20 protein-coding genes and 2 pseudogenes are annotated in these 23,634 nt (G+C 60.9%); 10 read left to right on the forward strand and 12 right to left on the reverse strand.

The window, feature by feature from the left end:
• Positions 1 to 107, forward strand: a pseudogene (locus tag ILFOPFJJ_RS09125) (IS30 family transposase); the annotation flags it as partial.
• 112 nt (positions 108 to 219) lie between these two features.
• Positions 220 to 549: a hypothetical protein gene (locus ILFOPFJJ_RS09130; RefSeq protein ID WP_173510255.1), complete on the forward strand. Its 330-nt coding sequence runs from the start codon at positions 220 to 222 to the stop codon at positions 547 to 549.
• Positions 550 to 780: 231 nt separating this feature from the next.
• Here the strand turns inward: ILFOPFJJ_RS09130 and ILFOPFJJ_RS09135 are convergent, their stop codons facing one another.
• Together ILFOPFJJ_RS09135 and ILFOPFJJ_RS09140 are read right to left on the reverse strand one after the other, a co-directional pair.
• Complete coding sequence (locus ILFOPFJJ_RS09135; protein WP_173510256.1) at positions 781 to 1,392, reverse strand: helix-turn-helix transcriptional regulator; 612 nt, start codon at positions 1,390 to 1,392, stop codon at positions 781 to 783.
• Between the two features lie 102 nt (positions 1,393 to 1,494).
• Positions 1,495 to 3,243 carry a hypothetical protein gene (locus ILFOPFJJ_RS09140; RefSeq protein WP_173510257.1) on the reverse strand — a complete coding sequence of 583 codons (1,749 nt, stop codon included), beginning with the start codon at positions 3,241 to 3,243 and terminating at the stop codon, positions 1,495 to 1,497.
• 360 nt (positions 3,244 to 3,603) lie between these two features.
• Between ILFOPFJJ_RS09140 and ILFOPFJJ_RS09145 the strand changes: the two genes are divergently transcribed.
• The 7 genes and pseudogenes from ILFOPFJJ_RS09145 (at position 3,604) to ILFOPFJJ_RS09175 (ending at position 10,192) form a co-directional block, all read left to right on the forward strand.
• The gene (locus tag ILFOPFJJ_RS09145; protein WP_246299573.1) at positions 3,604 to 4,770 is read left to right on the forward strand and encodes a hypothetical protein; all 1,167 of its coding nucleotides are present in this window, start codon (positions 3,604 to 3,606) and stop codon (positions 4,768 to 4,770) included.
• A gap of 191 nt (positions 4,771 to 4,961) precedes the next feature.
• Positions 4,962 to 5,897 (forward strand): annotated as a pseudogene (locus ILFOPFJJ_RS09150) (efflux RND transporter permease subunit); the annotation flags it as partial.
• A gap of 35 nt (positions 5,898 to 5,932) precedes the next feature.
• A complete protein-coding gene (locus ILFOPFJJ_RS09155; RefSeq protein WP_173510260.1) occupies positions 5,933 to 7,693 on the forward strand; it encodes an adenylate/guanylate cyclase domain-containing protein in 1,761 nt (586 codons plus the stop codon).
• Between the two features lie 236 nt (positions 7,694 to 7,929).
• Positions 7,930 to 8,235, forward strand: a complete 306-nt coding sequence (locus ILFOPFJJ_RS09160; RefSeq protein ID WP_173510208.1) for a DUF2254 family protein — start codon at positions 7,930 to 7,932, stop codon at positions 8,233 to 8,235.
• An 8-nt stretch (positions 8,236 to 8,243) separates the two neighbouring features.
• The gene (locus ILFOPFJJ_RS36455; protein ID WP_376741398.1) at positions 8,244 to 8,441 is read left to right on the forward strand and encodes a DUF2254 family protein; all 198 of its coding nucleotides are present in this window, start codon (positions 8,244 to 8,246) and stop codon (positions 8,439 to 8,441) included.
• Positions 8,442 to 8,906: 465 nt separating this feature from the next.
• A complete protein-coding gene (locus ILFOPFJJ_RS09170) occupies positions 8,907 to 9,476 on the forward strand; it encodes a hypothetical protein (protein WP_173510262.1) in 570 nt (189 codons plus the stop codon).
• The gene (locus tag ILFOPFJJ_RS09175; protein WP_173510263.1) at positions 9,473 to 10,192 is read left to right on the forward strand and encodes a hypothetical protein; all 720 of its coding nucleotides are present in this window, start codon (positions 9,473 to 9,475) and stop codon (positions 10,190 to 10,192) included. Before ILFOPFJJ_RS09170 ends, ILFOPFJJ_RS09175 begins: the two co-directional genes overlap by 4 nt.
• Before the next feature lie 348 nt (positions 10,193 to 10,540).
• Here ILFOPFJJ_RS09175 and ILFOPFJJ_RS35970 read toward each other — a convergent pair whose 3' ends face one another.
• From ILFOPFJJ_RS35970 to tauA, 10 genes are all read right to left on the reverse strand, one after another.
• Entirely contained in the window at positions 10,541 to 10,987 is a 447-nt protein-coding gene (locus tag ILFOPFJJ_RS35970) for a TIGR02588 family protein (RefSeq protein WP_173510264.1), read from the reverse strand.
• Complete coding sequence (locus ILFOPFJJ_RS09185) at positions 10,984 to 11,772, reverse strand: TIGR02587 family membrane protein (RefSeq protein WP_376741419.1); 789 nt, start codon at positions 11,770 to 11,772, stop codon at positions 10,984 to 10,986. Before ILFOPFJJ_RS09185 ends, ILFOPFJJ_RS35970 begins: the two co-directional genes overlap by 4 nt.
• 1,369 nt (positions 11,773 to 13,141) lie before the next feature.
• Complete coding sequence (gene pta, locus ILFOPFJJ_RS09190; protein ID WP_173510265.1) at positions 13,142 to 14,134, reverse strand: phosphate acetyltransferase; 993 nt, start codon at positions 14,132 to 14,134, stop codon at positions 13,142 to 13,144.
• On the reverse strand, positions 14,134 to 15,171 hold the full coding sequence (locus ILFOPFJJ_RS09195) for a YeiH family protein (RefSeq protein WP_173510266.1): 1,038 nt from the start codon (positions 15,169 to 15,171) through the stop codon (positions 14,134 to 14,136). The genes pta and ILFOPFJJ_RS09195 overlap by 1 nt, the downstream gene beginning before the upstream one ends.
• 60 nt (positions 15,172 to 15,231) lie before the next feature.
• The gene (gene xsc / locus ILFOPFJJ_RS09200) at positions 15,232 to 17,007 is read right to left on the reverse strand and encodes a sulfoacetaldehyde acetyltransferase (RefSeq protein WP_173510267.1); all 1,776 of its coding nucleotides are present in this window, start codon (positions 17,005 to 17,007) and stop codon (positions 15,232 to 15,234) included.
• Positions 17,008 to 17,048: 41 nt separating this feature from the next.
• The gene (locus ILFOPFJJ_RS09205) at positions 17,049 to 18,449 is read right to left on the reverse strand and encodes an NAD(P)/FAD-dependent oxidoreductase (protein ID WP_173510268.1); all 1,401 of its coding nucleotides are present in this window, start codon (positions 18,447 to 18,449) and stop codon (positions 17,049 to 17,051) included.
• Between the two features lie 24 nt (positions 18,450 to 18,473).
• Entirely contained in the window at positions 18,474 to 18,860 is a 387-nt protein-coding gene (locus ILFOPFJJ_RS09210; protein ID WP_173510269.1) for a nuclear transport factor 2 family protein, read from the reverse strand.
• 117 nt (positions 18,861 to 18,977) lie between these two features.
• Entirely contained in the window at positions 18,978 to 19,805 is an 828-nt protein-coding gene (locus ILFOPFJJ_RS09215; RefSeq protein ID WP_173510270.1) for an ABC transporter permease subunit, read from the reverse strand.
• Positions 19,798 to 20,610, reverse strand: coding sequence for a taurine ABC transporter ATP-binding protein (locus tag ILFOPFJJ_RS09220; protein WP_173510271.1), 813 nt, complete (start codon positions 20,608 to 20,610; stop codon positions 19,798 to 19,800). Before ILFOPFJJ_RS09220 ends, ILFOPFJJ_RS09215 begins: the two co-directional genes overlap by 8 nt.
• 90 nt (positions 20,611 to 20,700) lie before the next feature.
• Positions 20,701 to 21,720: a taurine ABC transporter substrate-binding protein gene (gene tauA / locus ILFOPFJJ_RS09225; protein WP_173510272.1), complete on the reverse strand. Its 1,020-nt coding sequence runs from the start codon at positions 21,718 to 21,720 to the stop codon at positions 20,701 to 20,703.
• 156 nt (positions 21,721 to 21,876) lie between these two features.
• Here tauA and pdxR point away from each other — a divergent pair, with 156 nt between their 5' ends.
• The gene (pdxR, locus tag ILFOPFJJ_RS09230; RefSeq protein WP_173510273.1) at positions 21,877 to 23,355 is read left to right on the forward strand and encodes a MocR-like pyridoxine biosynthesis transcription factor PdxR; all 1,479 of its coding nucleotides are present in this window, start codon (positions 21,877 to 21,879) and stop codon (positions 23,353 to 23,355) included.
• The last annotated feature ends 279 nt before the right edge of the window (positions 23,356 to 23,634 follow it).

Here is a 23,634-nt window from a genome sequence, read left to right on the forward strand (position 1 = left end):
ACATCTGCGACCGGCTCAACTCGACGCCGCGGAAGTGCCTGGGCTACCGAACGCCGGCGGAAGTCTTCCGCAAGAAACTGCTCGCGCAAATCCGGCGTGTCGGCTAGCATTACACGCGTAAGTCGCAGTTCGGCATGAACTCACAGGGCTATTTAGAGCCAGTTAGAGATGCGACAGTCCTGCCTCTCGACGCGCTGGTCAAGGTCAACGGAAGCAAGGATGACGACCTTCAGCCTGGTGGAGACCATGAGCGTTCGGAGTCGTGATCTCCTGTTTATCACCATGTCGCGGAAGGAATTAGATTGCATCGAAGGCATTCAGAATATCAATGATCGACGCCTAACCGTTATCCCGCAGCAGAGCTGCTCGGCCTCAGTCGAAAAGGTTCCGGCGCTCCGTCGTCGGATCAAGTGGCAATGTGCCAGATGCGTGATGATCCCAACAGGCGAAATCTCGATGCCGATCATGCCGTCTTCCTCAATGCGCCCTCGAGCGCGGCAAACAGATAAGGCGAGCGGCATCGCGGATCATCGTGGCCAGCGTTCATAGACCGCGCCAAATAGGCCGGAGATGTGACTGCACCGTCCGACTGGGATTTGCGTGATCAATACCTTGCTAAACGGGCCATTCCACATATGAGGAAGACCCTGTTTAAGTGCTTACTTCGCCGAAACAGCCGCAGTCTTACAATTAAGAGCCAAGCGACAACTGCCTAGGCGGAGCAGGTGCACTATCGGCTGGTTCCGTTCGTGTGCCAGTGGCGGTGAGATTTTGTGCGGCCTATCGATTGCGGTCAGCCGGCATACGGCCGGACGCCTCAGCGTTTTCGGGATGAGCGAGATCGTCACCTCGTGGCGAGGAATGCGGCGCCGGTGGCATGAGTAATTCCTCCAGGAAATAGGCAGAGAGTGCCGCACGGCCGGAGAGCTCGGCCTTGTGGTAAACCGAAGTCGCCTGCTGGCGAATTGTCGCTTCGCTCGCTCCCCGAATCCGCGCAATCTCCTTGTGGCTGAAGCCCTTGAGCAGGAGCAATCCGATCTCCTGTTCCGCCTGGGTGCAGCCCCAGGCCGCAAATTGCCGCTGAATGGCGGCGCCGAGCTCCTGAAAATGATCGGCAAGGTCGGCGCGCCACTGGGCATTGCTCTCGCGTATGCGCGCGACCTTGTCGCGCAGATCGAGGTTGCCCGCCTCCTGCTCGCGAAGGCGCGAGGAAAGCAGCGCCACGCAAGCCGAGCAGCCGACGAGAAGCGCGATGCTTACCGCTTCCGTCAGCAGTTCTGCGACGGTTAATTCCTCCTCCTCTTTCACCACTTCGAGGCCCAGCAACAGTGCGAAAGTCCCTACCGCACCCGTGATCAAGATCTGCCGGCCGCGTCCCTTGGTCCAATCCATCCCCTGTCTCGCCGCTGGCGGCGGCGCCCCGCAACTCGCCGTTCCGCCGCCATTTTGCGCCCGCCCGTCCGGCATCGCAACAGATGGGCGCCAATTTGTGGCCTAGACGAAGAAGAAGCCATCGGCGCTGAGCGAGGCTCCCGCCTTCAGTACCCCATCAGGTACTCCGTCGAAGTATCCATCGGCACCATCAAGATGGTCGTCGTAGACGCGGTCGAGATCGCAGAAATCGACCCAATCCCGGTCCACGCGGAAATCGTCCCTGCGGATGTCGAAATCGGCGAAGCGCTCGACACGAAGCGCCGCATCCGCAAACTGGAAGGTGTCGCTGACCACGTGGCCGTCGAGACTTTCGTCGGCTGGTCCCTCGGCCTCTTCGTCGCCCGCATCTGGGATCTGGTCCCCGGCCGGCAGGCGGTCTTCGGTGTCGCTGACCGGCTGGTCACCGTTTGTGCCGCCGGACTTCGCGCCTCCGGCCTCGCGGACGAGCTGGTTGAGCGTTTCGGCTGCGATCGGTGCGTCGCTGACAGCCACAATCGCATCATTGAAGTCGCCGTCATACTCGGGGCTGGTGTTCAACCGGTCTTCGAAGCCGATGATCTCTATCCCGCCCGCCCCTGCTGCGCTCGAAGAAGGCCCGATCGCCTGCATGCTGCCGGCCGGGTTCAACAGATTGGTACCGTCATCGGCACCGAGCGCGCTCAGGGGCTGTATCGGCACGATGTTGCCGGCATCGTCCATGACTGTCGGGGCGAAGAGATCGTTCACGTTGGCCGGCGCGCCGGTAAGAAGGTTCTTGAGTTGCAGGCCACCGTCGGTGAACTGGTCCAAGTCAACACCGATCTCGTCGGCGCCGCGCACCAAGAAGAGACACAGGGTCTGGCCGTCCGGAACGTCAACGGCGACGGATGTCCCGCTTGCCGCATCTGCGAGGTCCGCGACGAGTATGCGCCCCTCGCTAATGGCTCCTGTCGCCTCATCGATGAAATAGGCGCCCAGCGCATCCGCGCTGTCTGTAGAGCCACCGAGCACCGTGACGTGCTTCGTCGTACCGGTCCCGGCGAAGTCCGCCCTGTCGAGGTCACGTATCTCGGCGAGATCCTCGATCGTTTTGGATTCCTTGAGCTTCGCCAGGGCCGGCGTGACGTCGTCGCTGTCATCGGAATCCATCTGGCCGACAATTCCATGGCGGTAGAGATCGACGGTCGACGTCGTCATGCCGTTCGGCGCCACGGCGGCTTCGGTGATCAGGCCCACGCCGGGTGCATAGTATTTGTACTCGATACCGGTGGAGAGTGCCGAACTGTCGATGATCTTGATCACATCGTCGAACTCCCCGAAGGACGTTTCGAGATGGAGCCCGGTTTCCGCGATAATGCTTTCGTCCTCGGCAATCCCGGGCGCATATTCCAGATAGTAGGCAGGGCCGAACTCCGGGCTCGCCTTCATCGCCCAACCCGGCTGGTTGCCCGAATCGTCGGCCGACCATTCGCCGTCGTGATTGACGCCGATGAAGTTGCCCGCATCGTCATATTCGTAGTTGATGACGATTTCGCCGAAATACCAGACATTGCCTTCGGTGTCCTGTGCGTACCAGTCGAAGGTGTCCTCGATGATCACATCGTCCTCGTAGACCGTGTCGCGGATCACGGTGGTGGCGACTCCGCGCACCTCGAATGTCGCAGACGTGGTGAAGAGGTCGTTGCGCTCCGTCGTGGTCTCGCCGGTGTCCACATCAGTCTCCTCGCCCATGTAGCTGAGCACGTGACCGGTAATGAGCGGGAAGTAAGGGTTGTTGATCGGCGCTCCGGGGGTGAAGGTCGCCGCTGCAAAATTAGGCAAGATAGCCATGGCAAGTCCTCCGAGGTGGTCGCTCGCGGCCTGGCCCCAGTCTGCCGCTCGACCGCCCGAGCAGCATGCGGTGGCTATCGCCTCAGGGGAATCCGGCAGGCGTGACGCGGAAAAGACGTGGCCGTTCAACGCGCTGGACGAGCCGTCTTACGGATGTGAGATATGCTGACCCGCACGGCATTGGTGCCAATCAAATCATCGGCTATGGTCTCTGCCAGGCAAACAGGATGATGGCCATGCGGATTTCCATTTCTTCGGTAGGAGGCAATAGCAAGTCCGCTGGCCGCAGCCTCGCCCTCGCCCACCGATTTCGGCCAGCGTCGTGGCATGCGATCCGTGCGAAGGGCTGACGGGATCTGCATGCGTCGTCTCGCCGTTGCCTGCACCGGTGCCGCGTTGCTGAGCTTTCCGATTGGAGCGGTGGCCGAAGACCGGCTGCCGTTCCATGTCGAAGGCTGTACGGCGCCCTGTGCGGGCTATGAGGTCTCGGCTGAACTCCAGAACGACTGGGTGTTTGCCGCTGACCCCTCCTTCCTGACGTCCGATGAACTGGAACCGACAATCACGGTCGACCTGTTCCTCGCACCGACCGACAATCTCCGCTTCGTCGCCTCCATCATCACCGAGCACGTCGTCGAGCCGGATGCTGGCGAGAATGCGGTCTTTCAAGGCATCGGGACTTACTTGGCGGAACTTTACGCCACAATCGAAACGGGCCCTGCCACCATCAGGGCAGGAAAGTTCGATACGATCTTCAGCCTTGCCAGCGAGATCGCGCCCGGGATAAACGCGACGGAACTGGTCTCGGATATCGACGCGGATGAGCGCCTTGGCGCCGAGGTCGTGTTTGACTTCGGCGGCCTTGGCATGGAGCAGGCCCTGGCGGCGACTGCGTTTGGGACCGACCGTTCGGTTCTGAGCAATTCCCTGTTTACCCAACGCGGCCGCACGAGACTATCCGACGGCGGCGCCGGCAATACGGATGGCCTGTCCTCTTTCTCGATCACGCTTGACGGCTGCCGGGGCGCGGCGCCGAGCGATTGCTATCTGGAGGGTGATGTCGGCTACAGGCTCGGCATCCGATATCAAGCCGCCGGCGTGCAGAACGGCGAAGAGCCGGAGGACAGTACTGGCGACGAACTGGCCTATCTGGCTGCCGCGACAACCAGCCTGGAACTGGACGAGATGACCATCAGATTGCTCGGCGAAACCGCCTACCTTCGGCATTTCGACGGCGGCTCCGACGATGCACTGCTTTTCGCCGGCTCCGCTGCGCTTGACCTTGCGCCGATGACTTATGTTGCGAGCTATACGCAGCAACTCAACCTTGTCGCCGGGGAACCGGACACACGCGAGCATCTCGCCGACTTCGAAGCCATCTATGAGCCACAGGGAGAAACATCACTCGAAGGTTGGGAATTCGCCGCTGCCTACACGCTTGCGCGTGACGCCGACGAAACCGCCCACATCTTCAGCGTCCGGGCGATGTTCAATTTGGACGGAGACGTGGAACTCGGATCGCCGTGAGACGCGAGCATATGTGCGTCCGTTTGGAGAATCCGACAGGCTGTACACTGCGGGTATCCTAGCTTGAGCACCTGCACGGCGATACTCGTATATTGTGGGCTCGAAGTCAGCCACCGGGCCGCCGTCCGCGGGCCCCAGATTGAACTGTCCGGTTTAAGATGACGAGTAGACTTCTGACCGCGCAGCACTGTGCCTCAGCCGCTGTCCTCACGGATCTCTTCGAAACGCTGCAGACCTATCTGGGGTCGTCCTACATTAACGACTTCACCCGCTTCGGTCGCGTCTATCGCGTTGTGGCGCAGGCCGATACGCCGTTCAGACAACACGCCGAAAGCATCGGCAATCTGAAAATCCGCAACGGCAAAGGGGATATGGTGCCAATCGCCTCGATGATCAGCGTTGTTCCCACCTTCGGTCCCGATCCGGTGGTCAGATACAACGGCTATCCGGCTGCCGACCTGATCGGCGACTCGGATCCGCGGATATTGTCGTCTTCTGAGGTCATCACAAAGATAACCGAGCTCGCGAAGGAAAACCTGCCTACCGGGATTGAAATGGAATGGACGGACCTCAGCTATCAGCAGGTCAACCAGAGCAACTCGGCAGCGGTCGTTTTCCCCATCGCGGCTTTGCTTGTTTTCATGGTCCTTGCCTCTCTGTACGAGAGCTGGACGTTGCCTCTTTCCGTCATTCTGATCGTCCCTGTATGCATGTTTTCTGCCCTGTTTGGAGTATGGCTGACGGGTGGTGACAATAACGTCTTCGTTCAGGTCGGCCTGGTGGTGCTCATGGGTCTTGCCTGCAAAAACGCGATCCTCATCGTCGAATTTGCTCGGGAGCTTGAACACCAGGGCAAGTCGGCGGTTGAGGCGGCTCTGGAGGCCTGCCGACTGCGCCTGCGCCCCATCATCATGACGTCGGTCGCGTTCATCGCAGGCTCCATTCCGTTATTGATAGGTCATGGTGCTGGCGCGGAGGTGCGTTTTGCTACCGGCGTGACCGTGTTTGCGGGTATGCTCGGGGTTACGCTGTTTGGCTTGTTCCTGACGCCCGTGTTTTTCATCATTTTGCGACGAATGAAGGCCGCGAGAGAGATCACTGTGATGTTGGAAGCAAGAGACCAGTAATTTCACCAATGGGTGCTAGGAAGGCGCCATTGCCTATGGCCAACGAATCCATCAGACGCCGGCTTGCCGCCATTTTGGCCGCTGACGTGGTCGGTTACAGCCGGCTCATGGAGCGAGACGAAAAAAACACCCACACTCTGCTGATGGCGCGGTGGAAAGAGGTGCTGGAGCCGCTCGTCGCAATCCATCAGGGTCGCGTCTTCAAGCGGACCGGCGACGGCGTGTTTGTCGAATTCGGCAGCGCCGTCAACGCCGTCGAGTGCGCCGCAGCCCTTCAGCAGGCCATGGCGGCCGCGAACACAGCCATGCCGAAAGACCGGGCTATCGTTCTCCGCGTCGGTGTTAACCTGGGCGACATCATGGTCGAGGGCAGCGACCTCTACGGCGATGGAGTCAACGTGGCTGCCCGTCTCGAAACGCTCGCCAATCCCGGTGGCGTGGCGATTTCGGACGGTGTCCATGAACACGTGCATAGCCGTGTCGGAATCGATTTCGTCGACAGCGGCTATCACGAGGTCAAGAACATTAAGCGCCCGGTGCATGTCTGGAGCTGGTCGCCGAACGGCGCCGGCGATGCCGTCGGCACAGGAGTGGAAGCCGAGCCGCTACTTCCGGCGAAGCCTTCGATAGCCGTCCTGCCGTTCGACAACATGTCCGGCGACCCGGAGCAGGGCTATTTCGCCGACGGTATCACCGAAGACATCATCACCGATCTTTCCAAGGTCTCCGGCCTCTTCGTCATCGCCCGCAATTCCTCCTTCGCCTACAAGGGCAAGGCGCCGGACATCCGCAAAGTGAGCCGGGAACTCGGCGTCCGCTACATACTGGAAGGCAGCGTGCGCCGGGCCGCCGACCGCATCCGCATCAACGCCCAGATGATCGACGGCACGACCGGCGGCCATCTCTGGGCCGAGCGCTACGATCGCGGTATCGAGGATATATTCGCGGTTCAGGACGAGGTCACCCGCACCATCGTCAGCGCGCTTAAGGTGAAGCTGACGGCCGGCGAAGAGGAGCGACGCGAGAACCGCAGCAAAATCGATCCGGAGGCCTACGACCTGCTCGTCCGCTCGCGCCAGACGATGCTGCAACTTACCGCCGTATCGTCAAGGGAAGCACGCACCATGCTGGAGCGCGTCATCGAGATCGATCCGGGGCTGGCTGCCGCCTATGCCCGGCTGTCGATCATCGCCTTTGCCGAATACGCCAATCGGTGGAACGGCGCGACGGCGGAAAATCTGGAGCGGGCGCTGCAACTGGCGCAGCAGGCGATCGACGCGGACGAAACCGAGCCGCAGGCCCACATCTCCCTGGCGCTCGTGCTTGCCTGGATGCGGCGCCTGGACGAGGCGGAAGCCGCGGCCGAGCGGGCCGTCGCGCTCGACCCCAATCTCGCCGACGCCTATACCGGGCTTGGCAACATAAGGGAATTCCAGGGTCGGTACGAAGACGCCGTCGCGCTCCATACACGGGCCTGTCGGCTCGACCCGCAATTCGACCTGTCGCTGCATTTCCTAGGGCGGGCGCGATTGAGCCTCGGGCGCTTTGACGAGGCCGAGATCGCCTTCAAGCGTCGGCTAACCCTTGCGCCGCGATCTGATATGACGCGCTTTTATCTCGCCTGTCTCTATGGTCGAACCGGGCGCTACGAAGACGCGCGACGCTATTGGCGGGAGACACTGGAGGTCAACCCGAACTTTTCCGTCGACCACCTCAAGCGCGCCTTACCCTACCGGGATCCCGATCTGCTCGATCGGCTGGTGGACGGACTCCGCGAGGCCGGCGTCTCTATCTGAGTACCAACGGGACTGCTTCGTCAGCGGAAAGGAGACGATAGGTGCGGGAACCATGGCATGGCGTGATCTTCACGCTTCATACTCTTGAGTGATGGCCAACAACGAATCTCTAGCCCTGCAACTCGTCGAGAGTATGCCAATTCACGCTTGGAGGACGCCGAAACGACGTACACGCAAGTTCGTGACGGAAACCGGCGTGGTAAAATCAGAGTCCTGACGGGCGAAAACGTCTGCACTTGGGGGCATTCTATCGGCGTCTGTCGGCACGCGTCGGCAAGGCCAAGGCGGTCACTGCCACGGCCCGCAAAATCGCCGTCTTGTTCTACAATACCCTGCGGCACGGTATGGAATACAGGGGCCTATGGTTCATCCCGCTCACTTGTCTGCTGGCTAGCGTTGCCCTGTCGTTTGGCACGATCGCGATCGACCAGGCATCCGACTATAACCTCGTGCCGCAATGGCTCAGTGGTGGGCCGGATGCGGCTATCGAAATCTTCGGACCAATAGCGGCGTCAATGGTAGCCTCGCGGCGCTTGTGCTGACAATCACAATGGTTGTCGTGCAGCTCGCCATGGGCCAATTCTCTCCTCGGATCGTCCAGCAAATCCTTCACGACAAGCCGAGTCAGCTCGCGATTGGCATTTTTGTGGGTACATTCGCCCACGCCATGCTGGCACTCCGTGAGGTGCAAACGGATGCTGAAGGCGTGGTTCCGGCGTCGCGGTTCTGGTCGCTTTCGTACTTGTAGTGGTAAGCATAAGGGGTCTGGTCTGGTATGTTAAAATATCGGGCGCGCACTCAGAGTGTCGGCACTGATTGAGCCTGTGGGCAACGATACGCGCAAGCTGCTGGACCAGATCTATGCGGACGTTGGCGCTACAAACTCCGACGGGTCGACGATCTCCGCTCCCACATCGGGGGTGATCATCCGAATAGACCACGATAAGCTAGTCCGAGTTGCCAAGGCCGGCGGCTGTTTCTCGCGCTGCGGCCAGCACTGGGCGAGTTCGTGCCGCCCGGCGCCCCACTTTTTGAGATCACCGGGAACAGGGCGCGCCTCGACGTGAACGCAGCGATGCGCTCCATCGGAGATTAGACAACTCGGTGACGCCACCTGCTTGTCAATGCTTAAAATCTCTCGGCCACTCTGGCTTTGACAAAGCAGGAAAGTTCGTGCTTAGTGTCCTCAGTCCTAGGACAGAGGACACTCGCCATGAAGAGCCAAGACATAATCGTCCTGCTGAAGCTACTCAGCCTGCAGGATCAGGAACTCACAAAGGGTACAGATCAACTGCGATCTGAATCCCTCGGGGGCGACCCTTATTCAGTGCGAAATCTTGAAGCCCTGCTCGGGATTAGCAAATCCGAAATCGCGCAGTCGATCAAGAGAAGCATCGCTTCCGGGATCGCGCGGAAAGATAGTCGCACCAATGAACCACGGCCACATCGGCGAAACCTTTTCGAGTTCATCACCCATGGCCTTAGGTTCGTGTTTCCCGCACAGGTGGGGCCGATACAACGCGGCGTCCCCACGGCGTTTGCTGCGCCGATGCTTCAAGAGCTTCTCGTCAGCGGCGGGACCTATAACTACGTCTGGCCCCACTCCGCTGGACGAGAGATGGGTCAAGCGGTCGATCCCCTTTTCAAAAGCGTCCCGGAGGCCGCTTTGAAAGACGAGCGACTTTATGAATACTTGGCACTGGTAGATGCGATTAGGCTCGGGAATCAGCGGGAAGTCGGTCTCGCAACCGATCACTTGAAGTCGAAGATCATGAGTAAATGACAGCGATCCGCGCTCAATTGCTAGAGATGCTCAAAGCCGTTGCAGCCGCACTTGGCGAAGACCTGCGGGGACGTCTGGTCTTTGTCGGCGGCTGTACTACTGCGCTGTTCATCACCGATCCCGTAACGCTCGAGGATGTTCGCGCCACCGACGACATTGATCTCATCGTAGATCTGACAGGCCAAGCGGAATGGGTGCATCTCCAGGAAGAGCTTCGACAGCGCGGTTTTATGGAGGCGGCTGACGAGGAGGTGATATGCCGAATGCGTCTTGGTGCTCTCAAGGTCGATTTCATGGCCGACGACGAAAACATCCTCGGCTTCGGCAATCGCTGGTATGCGAAGGGCATCGAAACGGCGACACAACATCAGCTTTCAGAAGACCTGTCCATTCAGGTGCTGACGCCGGCGCTGTTTCTTGCGACGAAGCTCGAAGCTTTTGCCGGGCGCGGAAACAATGATCTTTTCATGAGCCGCGATGCGGAAGACATCCTTCTTATCGTCGACGGAAGAGAAAGCCTCTTCGACGAAATCACCTCAACAGAGGACGACGTTCGGAAGTTCATATCGGGCCAATTTCGCGCGCTGTTGGAGCACCGTGACTTCGATGACTTCCTTGAAGGCAACATCCGTGGTCCCGCCGGTCGCGTCGATATCGTGCGGGATCGCTTCGTCGCAATAAGCCATTGTGCGGATGGTCTCGTACATGGAAATTGAAGCTCTCCGGCTAACTCAACAAGGCACGCGGACTTTCGACAATCGCGATCATGCTGGACTCGGCATGCGCCAGAATGAGTTCTTGGGTGTCGTGATCGACGGATCCACGAACGGCGCAACCAATGGTGAGTTCGCTCGGGTGCTCGTACAGATGTTGGTGGACTGGTTTGTCGAAACCGCGGAGACGATAACCGCTGGTCTGATAGTGAACGTTCTTAGGCAATTGCGTGGGAGTTTGTCGGACCGTTTCCAAGAGGGTCCGCTAGCGTCCTCCTCATCCATGTGACAGGGCGCAACGCCATCACGGTCCTTCATTCCCGTGATTGCATCCTGGGGGATGCTCTCGGCCTAAGGCTCCGAATACGCAACTGCGAAGAAGTGAAGCTCGTGGGAGCGAGGATCATTCTGGAAAATCACAGCTCCTCTCTGTTCCGACTCCTTCGGCATGTAATCAAGTCTCGCATGCCTCGCCTCGACAACCTGGCCACCATTGCGAAGCTCTCCGGTAATCTCGACTGCAGAGACCGACTTTGCGGATCGGTTCGTGGCTGCAAATTCAACGACAAAACCACTGTCCGTTGTAGCGGTTCCAACTGGCCGTACGATGAGCTCAGCGACCCGTGCGGGCTCGCTGAGACCTTCCACAACCAGAGTAATAAGCACCAAGAACAGCAATATGCAGCTCGTGACGGCAATCACCCACTCTACGATCGAGGTCCCCGGCTTCCGCCCCTCCCTGTCCCCTTCATTTTCGGCTTCGGCCTCGGCGCGCCGATCGACTTGATCTTCTGTCACAGAATCAACCTCGCGACCGCGGCGCCTAGTGCCCCTGGGAACGACAGGACAATCACTGCACTCAACGTTTCTGACAATCCTGCGCCATCCGTTCGTCCGAATGTCCAAAGGATATAGAGGTTGACAAGCATTACGAGCACATACCCTGCGATGGAATATCGGAAGAAGATGCCAAGGAAACTCGCACCAGGCTCCGGGCTATGGGAACCACGAAATTCGAACTCGTAGACAAACGCGTGCATGAGCGCGAGTGAAACGACAATCAAGCCGATCTCCTGCCAAGGGGAAATCTTATAAGCGATAAGCACCACCTCTTCGGTTGGCGCTATGTTCAGCGAGAGAAAAAGAGCGCCGATGACCATGAGAAACAGTTCGCCCACATAGCCGGGCTCCGGGACATCACCTTCCTCCAACGGATTGTGGCCGAGTTGTGCGCGTGCCAGTGACGCACCCAGGCTACTGGGAATCATCTGCAGAGTAATCGTACCGATCACCACCGAAATCGGCATTCGCGCTTCGATCACACCGAAAATCAAGAGGATCGCGCTGGCGGCGAGCGCGGCGATCAAGAGAGCCACGAATGCGTCCGCGACGCGGTCGCGAAATGCTATCGACTTGCGAAAGCCCCCATATTTGTTCAACAGCACGAGTGCGGGCACCGTAAGTGCCAGCAGTAGCGCCAAGCGCAGCGGGTGAACGTCAGAACCGAGATCCCAAGCCTCCATCGTCATCAGTACCGGCACGCCGAAAATAAGCGCCCCCGCAAAGGCCCGCCCGAAACCAATCCAAGCCTCTCCGGGAGTTGGACCATATCTAACTTCGATGTCGCCTGGGTTCACATCCTCACCTTTGCCAGCGCTCCACCATACATCACGGGCGGCGTAGACGCCTATCCAGAACAAAGCACGTTAACCCTTCCTTGTACCATTTGGTATCCATGCTTGGTCGCGACGACATGGTCGCGCTTTTCTCAGCGTTCCGCTTACGGCGTGATCTCCGGGCTGACTGCATGCACGGGGACATTCTAAATCTTGTCCTAGCATCTGACTGAAAGTCCTTCGACTATTTCTGACGCGGCTCGGATTGCGTGCGCTAGCCAGTCTCCCGGTTCCGCCTGCTGCTGTGCTCCAGAAAAAAGGAAGCGTATGCCCACTCGTGTGTACGGCTGTTGCGAGCAGGCGAACGGGAGTATCGCCGTGCTGCGGGTCTGGGAATGGGGGCGGAATTGGAGGCGGCTGCACCGTGAACCCGCTTTCCCTAAAATTGGCGCATCATCATCGTTCCAGCGTTCCAGCAGAGCTAGCGCCTGGGCCTGCATATCTAGGCAGACGCTCGCCAACTCGATCACAACGGTCGTCTCAGGCGGGTGGTTTTTTCTGACATCCTCAAGCTTTATTGCCGCGACGGCATATGCCTCAAAAAGATTGTCAAGCTCCTGGCTCTTCACCGACAGGAACTTCTGTCGGTGGCGTGGCATCACAAGCGCCAGCCGAGCCCTTCCATTGCGAACTAACCCCTTCGTCACGGTTCGACAAATGCGCGTATCCGACATGCGAAGCGACAAGAGGCACGAAGAGCAGATCAAGTTAGCTCTGCGGCCCGACGTACTTCACATGCAGCGAGCACGAGATTCCAGGGTCGACACGATGAGAGAATGGCGCAACGATCTCCTCAGAATCAGCAAAGGATGGCGCACAAATGAACTTCCTGACGCGTTTCAATCAACGCATGCAATTGTCATCAGCCTTGCGAATGGATTCGAAGAGGAAATAAACCGCGTTACTTTCCCAGGAGGCAATGCACCTATTCAGCGGCAAGATGATCACGCTGAGCGAGATAATCCTGTCAGAAGTGAGTCAGAGACCCACTGTTTTAGACTCGCTGGACGATTATGAAGCGTGGGCAATGCGACTTGTCGGATGGGTCGACATGTTCTTGGAAGAGTTCGATCAGCTTTACGCAACATACGAAAAAACAGGCTCTCTTCCCAACGCGAAACAGAGTTTAGTTTGGTCAATGCCGCCCGACGGTCATGTTTAGGCGGGCTTCATGTAACGCGTCCATGACGAGCACTTTGGAGCAGCAGAGTTGCTCCGCCGCTGACGCAATCGAAACCATTACGGCAAGGCATTTTGTCCGGGCGATTTCGATAATTTAGGAGGACTGGACGACTGTAACGGCAATCATGTGAAAAACGTCGTCCGCATTGCAGCCCCGCGAGAGGTCATTGGCCGGCTGGGCGAGGCCTTGTAGAATCGGCCCGATCGCGGTTGCGCCACCGATCCGCTGGGCGATCTTGTAGCCGATATTGGCGGCGTCCAGGTTCGGAAACACGAAGACATTGGCTTCCCCGCGTAGCGCCGAATGCGGCGCCTTGGTCAGACAGACGGCCTCGACGAAGGCGCTGTCGAACTGCAATTCGCCGTCGATGATAAGATCGGGCTCGGCGCGCCGCGCCATGCCGGTCGCCTCGACGACCTTCGAAACGCGCTCGTGAGCGGCACTGCCGCCTGTCGAGAAAGAGAGCATCGCGACTTTTGCCCGCTCTCCGGCAAGCATTTCATAGGACTTGGCCGACATGCGCGCGATGTCGGCGAGACCGGCCGCGTCCGGGTCCACGACCAGTCCGCAATCGGCAAAGACGAAGGCGCCCTTCCTCGCGTGATGGGGCTCGCAGAGCATCATGAGGAAGAAACTGGAGACGAGCCCGACGCCGGGCGCCCTGCCAATCACCTGCAATGCGGCACGAACGGTGTCTGCGGTCGTTGCGACCGCGCCCCCGACAGTCCCATCGGCCATTCCTTCGCGCACCATCATCGCGGCGAAGGTCAGCGGTGAAAGGACGGCCTCCCGAGCCGCGGCCTCATCGACGCCTTTGCTCCTTCTGTGCTCGAGATAGGCGGTCGCGAAATCATCGGTAAGCGGAGAGCACGCCGGGTCCTCGATCCGGAATTCTTGCGGGATCGCGTCCACGGCTGCGAGCCTCTGCGTGACCACCTCACGGTTTCCGACCAGCGTAATCTCCGCCAGACCTTCCCGTCTCGCCCGGACGGCGCCAGCAACGATGCGCGGATCCTCTCCCTCGGCGAGAACTATGTGACGTGGCGCGCTCTTGGCTGCGTCGATGATCCGATCCAGAGGTTTCATCAGCTGTGCCCCAGATAATACATGCCAGTGAGAATGAAGACGGCGATGAACAGGGTTTCGGCCACGACGAGCGCAACGGCATCTCCGCCGACTTCGAGGACGCGGCGCAGCGACGTCTTCATGCCGACGGCGACGATGCCCGCCAGCAGCGCCCATCTCGATATCGCCATCCCGACCTCGCTTGCGAGCACCGGCACCAGCCCGGCGGAATTGAAGCCCGCGAGAACGAGGAACGCCAGGACGAAGCCCGGCACGAGCGGCGCGCGCTTTCCGATCGACGCGCCCTCCTGCGGAACGCTGCGCAGGACGAGGGAAAAGATCAGCACAATCGGCGCCAGCATCGTCACGCGGATGAGCTTGACGAGCGTCGCGGTCTCGCCCGCTTCCGGAGAGACCGAAAAGCCGGCCCCCACCACCTGGGCGACATCATGGATCGTGCCACCGAAAAAGATGCCGGTGGCCTGGTTGTCAAGCCCGAGATACTCGGCGACGATCGGATAGCCGATCATCGCAAGCGTGCTGAGCACGGTCACCGACAGCACCGTGAAGATCAGATTGCGCTCGGAAAATTCGTTGCGGGGCAGCACGGCGGCGATGGCCATTGCGGCCGAGGCGCCGCAAATGGCGACCGCGCCGCTGGTGAGAAGAGCGAGACGCCACCCCCGGCCAAGCAGGCGGGCAGCCACGAGGCCGAACAGGATGGTTGCCACGATCGCCGAGACGAGCAGCAGAATGGTGCCGCCGCCGAGGCCGATCAGAAGATCGACGCTGATGCGCATGCCGAGCAGCGCAACACCGATCCTCAAGACCAGCTTTGCCGAAAGCTCGATGCCCGCGACGCAACGTCCTTCTTCCGCCAGGAAGTGGAAGGCGATCCCCAGCAGCAGCGCCATCAGCATCGCCGGCGCCCCGTAATGCTCCGACAGGAACTGGGCAGCCATGGCGACGGCGGCCGTCACCAAAAGGCCCGGTCCATAGGTTGACAAGAGGACAGTCAGGGATTGGCTCCGCCGCTCGGTCTTGGAGATCGCGTCCATCATTTCTTCCTGTTGAATGGACCCGGCGGCAACCGCCGCCGGGCGAGTCGAGAGAGCTTGCTACATGCGTCGCTGGGGCCGCATGTCGGCGCGATCGATGCCGGCTACCGCCACCGGCTTCTTCATCGCGTCGCGGCGGAAAGGCTCGCCCAGTTCCTGGTTGAGGACGACCTCGACAAAGGTGGTGATCCCCTTGGCCTGGTCCTCGATCGCCTTTGCAAGCGCCTCGATGAGTGCGGCCGGCGTGTCGACCGTCACGCCCTTGAGGCCGCAGCCATCTGCAACCTTGGCGTAGCTCAGGTTCGGATTGAGCTCGGTGCCGACGAAGTTATTGTCGTACCAGAGCGTCGTATTCCGCTTCTCCGCTCCCCACTGATAGTTGCGGAAGATCACCATGGTGATCGCCGGCCAGCCTTCGCGGCCGATCGACGTCATCTCGTTCATCGAGATGCCGAAGGCGCCGTCGCCGGCAAAGCCGACCACCGGCACGTCCGGGCAGCCGATCTTGGCGCCGACGATCGACGGGAAACCGTAGCCGCACGGGCCGAACATGCCCGGTGCCAGATATTTCCTGCCCTGTTCGAAGCTCGGATAGGCGTTGCCGATCGCGCAGTTGTTGCCGATGTCGGTGGAGATGATCGCCTCCTTCGGAAGCACGGCCTGGATCGCCCGCCAGACCTGGCGAGGCGACATGCGATCGGGCTCGCGCTGGCGTGCGCCGACGTTCCACTCCGTGCCCGGATCGTCATCCTCATGGTCCATCGACGAGAGCTGCTGAAGCCAGGCCGAGCGCGTCTGGTGGACCAACGCCTTGCGCTCCTCGCGGCTTGCGTCGCCGGCGGCGGGCGCAAGCTGCTGACGAATCTGCTGTGCCACCTGTTTCGCGTCACCGCAGATGCCGACTGTCACCTTCTTGGTGAGGCCAATCCGGTCGGCATTGATGTCGACCTGGATGATCTTGGCGTCCCGCGGCCAGTAATCGATGCCGTAGCCGGGCAGCGTCGAGAATGGATTGAGCCGCGTACCCAATGCCAGCACGACATCTGCCTGGCTGATCAATTCCATCGCCGCCTTCGAGCCGTTGTAGCCCAAGGGCCCGACCGACAGCCGGTGACTGCCGGGAAAGGCGTCGTTGTGTTGATAACCGCAGCACACCGGCGCATCCAGCTTTTCCGCAAGTGCCATGGATTCCTGGATGGCGTTGCCGATGACGACACCGGCGCCGTTGAGAATGACCGGGAACTTCGCTTCCGAAAGCAGCCGCGCGGCTTGGGCGATGGCCGCAGGTCCGCCGGCCGGCCGCTCGAAGCGGACGATGCGCGGCAGGTCCAGGTCGATCACGTGAGTCCAGAAGTCCCGCGGGATGTTGATCTGCGCCGGTGCGCAACCGCGCCACGCCTTCTCGATGACCCGGTTAAGGACTTCGGGAATGCGGCTCGGATCGCGCACTTCCTCCTGATAGCAGACCATCTCTTCGAACATCGCCATCTGGTCGACTTCCTGGAAGCCGCCCTGGCCGATGGTCTTGTTGGCGGCCTGCGGCGTGACCATGAGCAGCGGCGTATGGTTCCAGTAGGCCGTCTTCATGGCCGTGATGAAACCGGTCACACCGGGGCCGTTCTGGCCGATCGCCATCGACATCGTGCCGGTCGCACGGCTGAAGCCGTCGGCCATCATGCCGGCATTGGTCTCGTGGGCACAGTCCCAGAACCGGATGCCTGCCTTCGGAAACAGGTCCGATACGGGCATCATCGCCGAGCCGATGATCCCGAACGCATGCTCGATGCCGTGCATCTGCAGGACTTTTACAAACGCCTCTTCGGTCGTCATTTTCATGTCACGTTCCTTTCACGTTGAGGGTAAGGCCGACCGGGCGGCTAAAGAATTTCATCCTTGAGGTAGTACCAGCGATACATGCCCCACTGGCCGAGGCGTCTGAACGGCGTGAGCAGGCCATGGCTCGGCAGCGGCGACGTGAAGATCGGCAGATCGAGGGCGCCGCCCTTGCCCGCCACCATCTGGGCCATTCGGCGGCCGGCCTGGGCGGAATACATGACGCCGTTGCCGCCATAGCCCATGGCGTAGAACAGCGGCTGCTTCGGATCGGGCCGGAAGATTCGCGGCATCATGTCGTGGCTGACATCGACCCAGCCCCACCAGGAGTAGTCGATCGTGATCCCCTTCAGGATCGGGAACTTTCGGTAGAGCCCTTCGAGCAGCCGATCGAGATGTTTGGGGTTGACCGCGTCGCGGCCGGTGATGGCGCTGCGGCTGCCGATCTGCACGCGGCCGTCCGGCATCATCCGGTAGTAGTGGCGCAGCGTGCGCGTATCGGTGAGCGGGATCCGCGTCTTGAAGTTCAGTTCGGCGCGTTCTTCCTCGGTCAGCGGGCGCGTGACGATCGAGTTCGAGAGGATCGGCATCAGCCGGTGCCGCGTCAGCCTATGCAGGTCCGGCGAGGTATAGCCCGCCGTCGCAATGCAGACGGCGCGCGCACGAACGGTGCCGCCCGGCGTAGACAGATGATAGGCGCCGTTCTTCCAGTCGCAGGCGAGAACGGGGCTTGCCGTGTGGACCCGCGCACCGAGCTGGCGTGCCAGGTTGAGGTAGCCGAAGGCGAGCTTGGCGGCGTGGATGCCCATGCCGTCCGGTTCGTACATCGCCCCCCTCGCCTCCTCGTCGCGTACGAAGTCGCGGTGGACCTCATCGCGGCCGACGATGCGCGAGCGGTAGCCGAAAACCTCGTTGAGAAGCCGCGACTCGGCTTCGAGCGTCGGCATCACCTTGTCGCGATGGGCGATATAGAGGTGGCCGCCGTCCTGAGGGTCGCAGTCGATCTCGGGCGAGCTTGTCAGGTCCCGGAAGAGATCGAAGGCTTCGCTGATTTCGCCATGCAGCCTTTTGGCGACATCGACCCCCCAGCGCTCGATCCATTGCGAACGCTTGAGCCGGCCGGCGGAGATCTGCGCCTGACCGCCATTGCGGGTGCTGCAGCCCCAGGCGACGCCGTTGGCTTCGAGCACCGTGGCCTTGATGCCGTGCTCCTGGGCCAGATGGATCGCGCAGGAGAGCCCCGTATATCCGGAGCCGACGATGGCGACGTCGACGTCCATATGGCGTGTAACGGGTCCGTCGTCGGCAGGCGGAGTGCCGGCAGTGCCGATCCAATAGGTCGGCGCATAGTCCTTGCCGTCGCCCGGATTGGGCGCGCGGATCGGATCATAGGTCGGATCGAAGGGCTTCCGCGATGCGATCGGTGTGGCCAGTTGGTGTTCCATGTCGTGATCCTGCCCTGGAGGCTCTCAGTATCTCGGCTGCGGTTCGATGAGCGGTCGGTTCTTTCGGAATGCCTGCTTGCGGACGATCTTTCCGTCACGAAGCGTGAAGAGATCGCAGCCTTCCGCGACGATGCGCGTACCGTCCTCATTGGTCCCCGAGAACGTCCACTCGGAGACGGCGCGATCACCGTGGACGAAGTGGCTGTGATGATCCCAATGGGCATCCCGCATTGCCGTCCATACGCCTGAGAAGGCCTCGGCGATTGCCTCGGCGCCGACGATGCGCTTGCCGCAGGCCTCCGGGCCGGCAACGGCGTTGAAGACGCAATCGGCGGCGAAAAAGGCCATGACGTTGTCGATGTCGTGCCTGTTGAAGGCGTCGAAAAGCTTTGCAAGATCTTCGGCGGTCATGTCGAAATTCCTTTGTTCATGCCAGGGCATAGCTTCGCCGGGCGGGCGGCCGTAGGCCCGTTGAAATGCTTGAGAAGAGGTTGTCCGGGGCGGCCGACTAGGTCCGAGCGGCTGCCGTCACGCTTTGCCCTTCCAGGGAATGAGCGCCTTTTCGAGGTAGCGGATCATGAGATCGAAGGCGAAGGCGAAGACGCCGATGACGACGATGCCCATGATGACCGTATCGCTGGCGAGATATTCGGCAGCATTCAGCACCATGAAGCCAAGGCCACGATGGGCGGCCACCATTTCGGCGGCGACGAGCGTGGTCCAGCCGACGCCAATCCCGATACGCATGCCGGTGAATATCTCCGGCAGTGCAGCCTTCAGGATCACATGTCCGATCACCTGGGCTCGCGTCGCGCCCATCGCGTAAGCCGCATGGATCTGTTCCGTCGAGACCGAGCGGACACCGGCTCTGGCCGCGATCGCCATCGGCGCGAAGATCGCCAGATAGATCAGGAACACTTTCGGAAATTCACCGATGCCGAGCCAGATGATGATCAGCGGCAGATAGGCGAGCGGCGGCAGCGGCCGGTAGAATTCGATGATCGGGTCGAAGAGACCGCGCACCACCCGGTTGACGCCCATGAGGATGCCGACGGGAACGGCCGTGACGAGAGCCAGCAGGAAAGCTCCGAGCACGCGGCCGAGACTTGCCAGCGTATGCTGCGCCAAAGTGGAGTTCGAGACACCTTCCGTAAGCGCAATCACGAACTTGTCCCAGACGGCGAGCGGGGACGGCAGGAACAGCGGCTTGATCCAGCCCATTTCGGTCACGAGCAGCCAGAGCGCGATGAACGCAAAGGCCGTGAGCAGGCTGATGTGGCCGCTCATGCCGTCGCCCGGCGCACCGTAGATCCTGCCCGGACGAACCGGTTTGCTCTTCGCTACGCCCTCAAGCATGGAGGAGCTCCGGGTTGCCGGATTGGAGCTCGTCGCCATAGATGATGCCGAGTATTTCTTCACGCATGTCGATGAAGTCGCGGCTGGATTTGATTGCGCGTGCATTGCCGTTCTCCAGGAAGCGTTTGTTAAAATCGAGCTCGTAGGTATGGGTGATGCGGCCCGGACGGGGCGACATCACGATCAGCCTGGAGCCGAGGAACAGCGCCTCCTCGACGCTGTGGGTGATGAAAAAGAACATCTTGTTGGTGAGTTGCCACACTTGCAGCAACAATTCCTGGATGGTCTCGCGCGTCAGCGCGTCGAGGGCAGCCATCGGCTCGTCCATGAGCAGCATCGCCGGATCGCAGGTGAGCGCGCGGGCGATGCCGACACGCTGCTGCATGCCGCCGGAGAGGTGATAAATCATGTGCCGGTGGAAATCCTGCAGCCCGACAAGGGCGAGATTTCTCGTCGCCAGGTCCCTCCGGGTCGCCTTGTCGACACCCCTGAGCTTCAATCCGAACTCGGTATTGTCGATGACGTTGAGCCACGGGAGCAGCGCATGCTTCTGGAAGACGACGCCACGATCGGCGCCGGGGCCGGTGATGCGGCGGTCTCCCAGCATGATTTCCCCGTCGCTCGGCGCCATGAAGCCCGCCATCAGGTTGAGGAGCGTGGTCTTGCCGCAGCCCGATGCACCGAGGGCGACGACGAAATCACCGCTTTTGATTTCGAGATTCACGCCCTTGAGCGCGATGACCGCCTGGTCCGAATAGAGACCGGGATAGGTCAGACTGACATTGCTGACGTTGAGCGTTTCCATGTCGCAGGCCTTCCTGGAAAGTGCTGTGTCGAGGGTATCAGCGGCGCTCCTGGCCGCGCACGGCGCGCGGGCGGGAGCGCGCGTCGTCTGCTACTTGGAGGCTTCTTTCGCATACGCGCTGTTGACGAAGGGCGCGTAGTCGTCGAGCGCGGTGTCGATCTGCTTCTGATCGACCAGAAACTCGGCGCTCGCCTCCAGCGCCCGGACAGCGCCGCCGCCAAGCCACTTATCGGAGACCTGTTCGTCGGCGGTCGGGAAGGACAGGAGGTTCAGAGCCTGGACGATACCCTCGGCGTCGCCGCCGATCAGCTTGACCATGCCCTGGACCTGCGGCGAGTCGGCCTTCCAGCCGCTGCCATTCGCCTTGTAATCGGCATAGGCGTCCGCGAGCACCTTGGTGAAGGCGGCCATGAATTTGGGGTTTTCCTCGGCCCATTCCTTGTCGGCCACGAGCCCGTCGAAGGTCGGCACGCTCGCCGCGCCGATCGCCTCGGAATCGGAGATGACCTTGCCGCTCTTCAGGAGTTCCGACAGCGCCGGCGGCCAGACATAGGCGGCATCTATATCACCGCGCTGCCAGGCAGCGACGATCTGCGGCGGCTTCATGTTGAGGATGTTCACTTCCCTCGGATCGGTTTTCCAGACCTGTTCGAGGCCGACCAGAAGATGGAAGTGCGAAGTCGAGACGAAGGGGACACCGACATTCTTTCCCTTGAGGTCTTCCGGCTTTTCGATGCCGGATCCTTCTCGTGCGACGAGCGCTTCCGACTTGCCGATATTGTCGAGGATCCAGAAGAGTTCGAGCTCGACGCCGCGGGACGCTGCGGCTGTCGTTCCGGTCGAGCCGATGACGCCGATCGGGACGTTTCCGGAGGCGAGCGCCGTCGAAATGTCACCGCCGGAGCTGAACTGGCGCCAATCGATCGTATAGCCGGCTTCCTTCGCTGCGGCATCGAAACGACCGTCGGCAATCGCCGAGATGAACGGGCCGACGATCTGCTGGTAGCCCACGACGACGCTGGTTTCCGCTTGGGCGGCGAAGGAGGTGAGGACGCCGGCGGCGATGGCCACGGCTCCGGATAAGTGCTTGAAACTTCTAAGGTGGATCATGTCGTTACCCTCTTTGGTTATGTCGCCCCGCTTTTTGCGGGGTCGCGCCGTACATTGAATGACGGTCTTTGCTTGCCGAATAGAAATAGGCCCACGCTTCGGATTGCCTTATATCCAGATAGGAAGTTAGATGAGTCCAGTTGGACGAGGTGAACAATGGCGGGCTCAACCGTCTCCGAAACGATCTTCTTCCTCGACCGGGCCAGCCAAACGGGCCTGCAGGCGCAGATCCGCGAAACGATCGTTTCGGCCGTATTGTCGGGCCGCCTGGCGCCTGGCGCCCAATTGCCCTCTAGCCGCAAGCTTGCGGCCTATCTGAATATTTCGCGGATCACCGTAACGCTCGCCTATCAGGAACTCGCTTCTCAGGGCTATGTCGAGGCGGCGAACCGGAGCGGCTACCGTGTCGCCGGCAAACCCCCGACGACAGCCATCGCGATGCAGACCGCCCATGCTGCGGCCGATGCGATCGACTGGTCGGCCAAGTTGCGCTCGACCTTCATCGTGGCCAAGCAGATGCGTAAGCCCCTCGACTGGCGAGCCTATCCCTACCCGTTCCTATACGGTCAAATGGATCCGTCGCTGTTCGATCTCACGGCTTGGCGCGACTGCGCGCGACGAGCGCTGGCGCGCGAGGATTTCGAGCTGATGGCGGGTGACTTCGCGGCGGCGGACGACATCCAGCTTGTCAATTATATCTGCTCGCGCACATTGCCTGGCCGCGGCATCCGTGCGAACCCCGACGAGATTCTGGTGACGGTGGGCGCGCAGAACGCCCTCTGGATCGTCATCCAGCTCCTATTGCGTCAGGGCGCCCATGCGGTCTGCGAGAACCCCTGTCATCCCGACATGAGTGCATCGCTTTGCTTGAGCGGCGCCGGGATCACCTTCGTCGATGTGGACAGGGACGGCCTGCCGCCCGCCGCGCTTCCGGAAAAGGTCGATGCCGTGTTCGTCACGCCCAGCCATCATTCGCCGACCGGCGCGACGATGCCAATCGAGCGGCGGGCGGCCTTGCTCGAGGCGGCCGGCTCCAAGGACTTCATAATCGTCGAGGACGATTACGAGTTCGAGATGAGCTTTCTGGCGCCCCCCTCCCCGGCCCTCAAAGCCTTCGACAGCAGCGGCCGGGTCTTCTACATCGGCAGTTTCTCCAAGTCGCTGTTTCCCGGCCTGCGTCTCGGCTATCTGGTGGCGCCGGCTGCCGTGATCCGGGAGGCGCGGGCACTACGGGCCTTGATGCTGCGGCATCCGCCGGGACACCTCCAGAGAACGGCCGCCTATTTCCTGGCGCTCGGGCACTATGATGCCGTGCTGCACCGCATGCGCGAGGAGTATCATCGCCGCCACATCATCATGGACGCCGCCCTCCGGGATGCTGGCTTGAAGATCGCCGGATCTGCGGCTTTCGGCGGCACGTCCTTCTGGATCGAGGGGCCGGATGGTCTCGATGCCGATCTGCTGATGAGCGACTTGCGAAAGGACGGGGTACTGATCGAGTCGGGATCGCCTTTCTTTCCGAGTGACGATGGCCCATGCCGCTTTTTTCGCATGGGCTATTCATCGATCGCACGCGACCGCATAGCCGAAGGCGTAGCCTTGACTGCCAGAAGGGTCGCGGATCGCTCGTCGTAAGCGGAGCCCGCCGCGGATAGGCATTCGGGAAACTTGATGGCGACGGAGTCGATTTTTGAGAGGATTACTCCAGCGGCGGTGGTCCGGGAGTACGTCTGAAGGACACTGCCGACACTCTTTCACGAACAAGCGCTCCCGTGCACAGGGCTCGTGAAGAACGGCTCTCTTCGACCCACGCAGAGTGTCAAGGGCGGAGTCATGGTGGCCGCTATGCGCCCCATGTCGGTCGTCAAAGCTACATCGTCCGACTTCTAAAATCGGACATCGCCTCTAACCGGA

The sequence above is a fragment of the Sinorhizobium psoraleae genome (assembly GCF_013283645.1).
GTDB lineage: Bacteria > Pseudomonadota > Alphaproteobacteria > Rhizobiales > Rhizobiaceae > Sinorhizobium > Sinorhizobium psoraleae.

What these genes read in the sequence shown, in the direction of transcription:
- ILFOPFJJ_RS09130 (WP_173510255.1), top strand. Translation starts at nt 220, where the DNA reads ATGACGACCTTCAGCCTGGTGGAGACCATGAGCGTTCGGAGTCGTGAT.
- ILFOPFJJ_RS09135 (WP_173510256.1), bottom strand. Translation starts at nt 1,392, where the DNA reads ATGGATTGGACCAAGGGACGCGGCCGGCAGATCTTGATCACGGGTGCG.
- ILFOPFJJ_RS09140 (WP_173510257.1), bottom strand. Translation starts at nt 3,243, where the DNA reads ATGGCTATCTTGCCTAATTTTGCAGCGGCGACCTTCACCCCCGGAGCG.
- ILFOPFJJ_RS09145 (WP_246299573.1), top strand. Translation starts at nt 3,604, where the DNA reads ATGCGTCGTCTCGCCGTTGCCTGCACCGGTGCCGCGTTGCTGAGCTTT.
- ILFOPFJJ_RS09155 (WP_173510260.1), top strand. Translation starts at nt 5,933, where the DNA reads ATGGCCAACGAATCCATCAGACGCCGGCTTGCCGCCATTTTGGCCGCT.
- ILFOPFJJ_RS36455 (WP_376741398.1), top strand. Translation starts at nt 8,244, where the DNA reads ATGGTTGTCGTGCAGCTCGCCATGGGCCAATTCTCTCCTCGGATCGTC.
- ILFOPFJJ_RS09170 (WP_173510262.1), top strand. Translation starts at nt 8,907, where the DNA reads ATGAAGAGCCAAGACATAATCGTCCTGCTGAAGCTACTCAGCCTGCAG.
- ILFOPFJJ_RS09175 (WP_173510263.1), top strand. Translation starts at nt 9,473, where the DNA reads ATGACAGCGATCCGCGCTCAATTGCTAGAGATGCTCAAAGCCGTTGCA.
- pta (WP_173510265.1), bottom strand. Translation starts at nt 14,134, where the DNA reads ATGAAACCTCTGGATCGGATCATCGACGCAGCCAAGAGCGCGCCACGT.
- ILFOPFJJ_RS09195 (WP_173510266.1), bottom strand. Translation starts at nt 15,171, where the DNA reads ATGGACGCGATCTCCAAGACCGAGCGGCGGAGCCAATCCCTGACTGTC.
- xsc (WP_173510267.1), bottom strand. Translation starts at nt 17,007, where the DNA reads ATGAAAATGACGACCGAAGAGGCGTTTGTAAAAGTCCTGCAGATGCAC.
- ILFOPFJJ_RS09205 (WP_173510268.1), bottom strand. Translation starts at nt 18,449, where the DNA reads ATGGAACACCAACTGGCCACACCGATCGCATCGCGGAAGCCCTTCGAT.
- ILFOPFJJ_RS09210 (WP_173510269.1), bottom strand. Translation starts at nt 18,860, where the DNA reads ATGACCGCCGAAGATCTTGCAAAGCTTTTCGACGCCTTCAACAGGCAC.
- ILFOPFJJ_RS09215 (WP_173510270.1), bottom strand. Translation starts at nt 19,805, where the DNA reads ATGCTTGAGGGCGTAGCGAAGAGCAAACCGGTTCGTCCGGGCAGGATC.
- ILFOPFJJ_RS09220 (WP_173510271.1), bottom strand. Translation starts at nt 20,610, where the DNA reads ATGGAAACGCTCAACGTCAGCAATGTCAGTCTGACCTATCCCGGTCTC.
- tauA (WP_173510272.1), bottom strand. Translation starts at nt 21,720, where the DNA reads ATGATCCACCTTAGAAGTTTCAAGCACTTATCCGGAGCCGTGGCCATC.
- pdxR (WP_173510273.1), top strand. Translation starts at nt 21,877, where the DNA reads ATGGCGGGCTCAACCGTCTCCGAAACGATCTTCTTCCTCGACCGGGCC.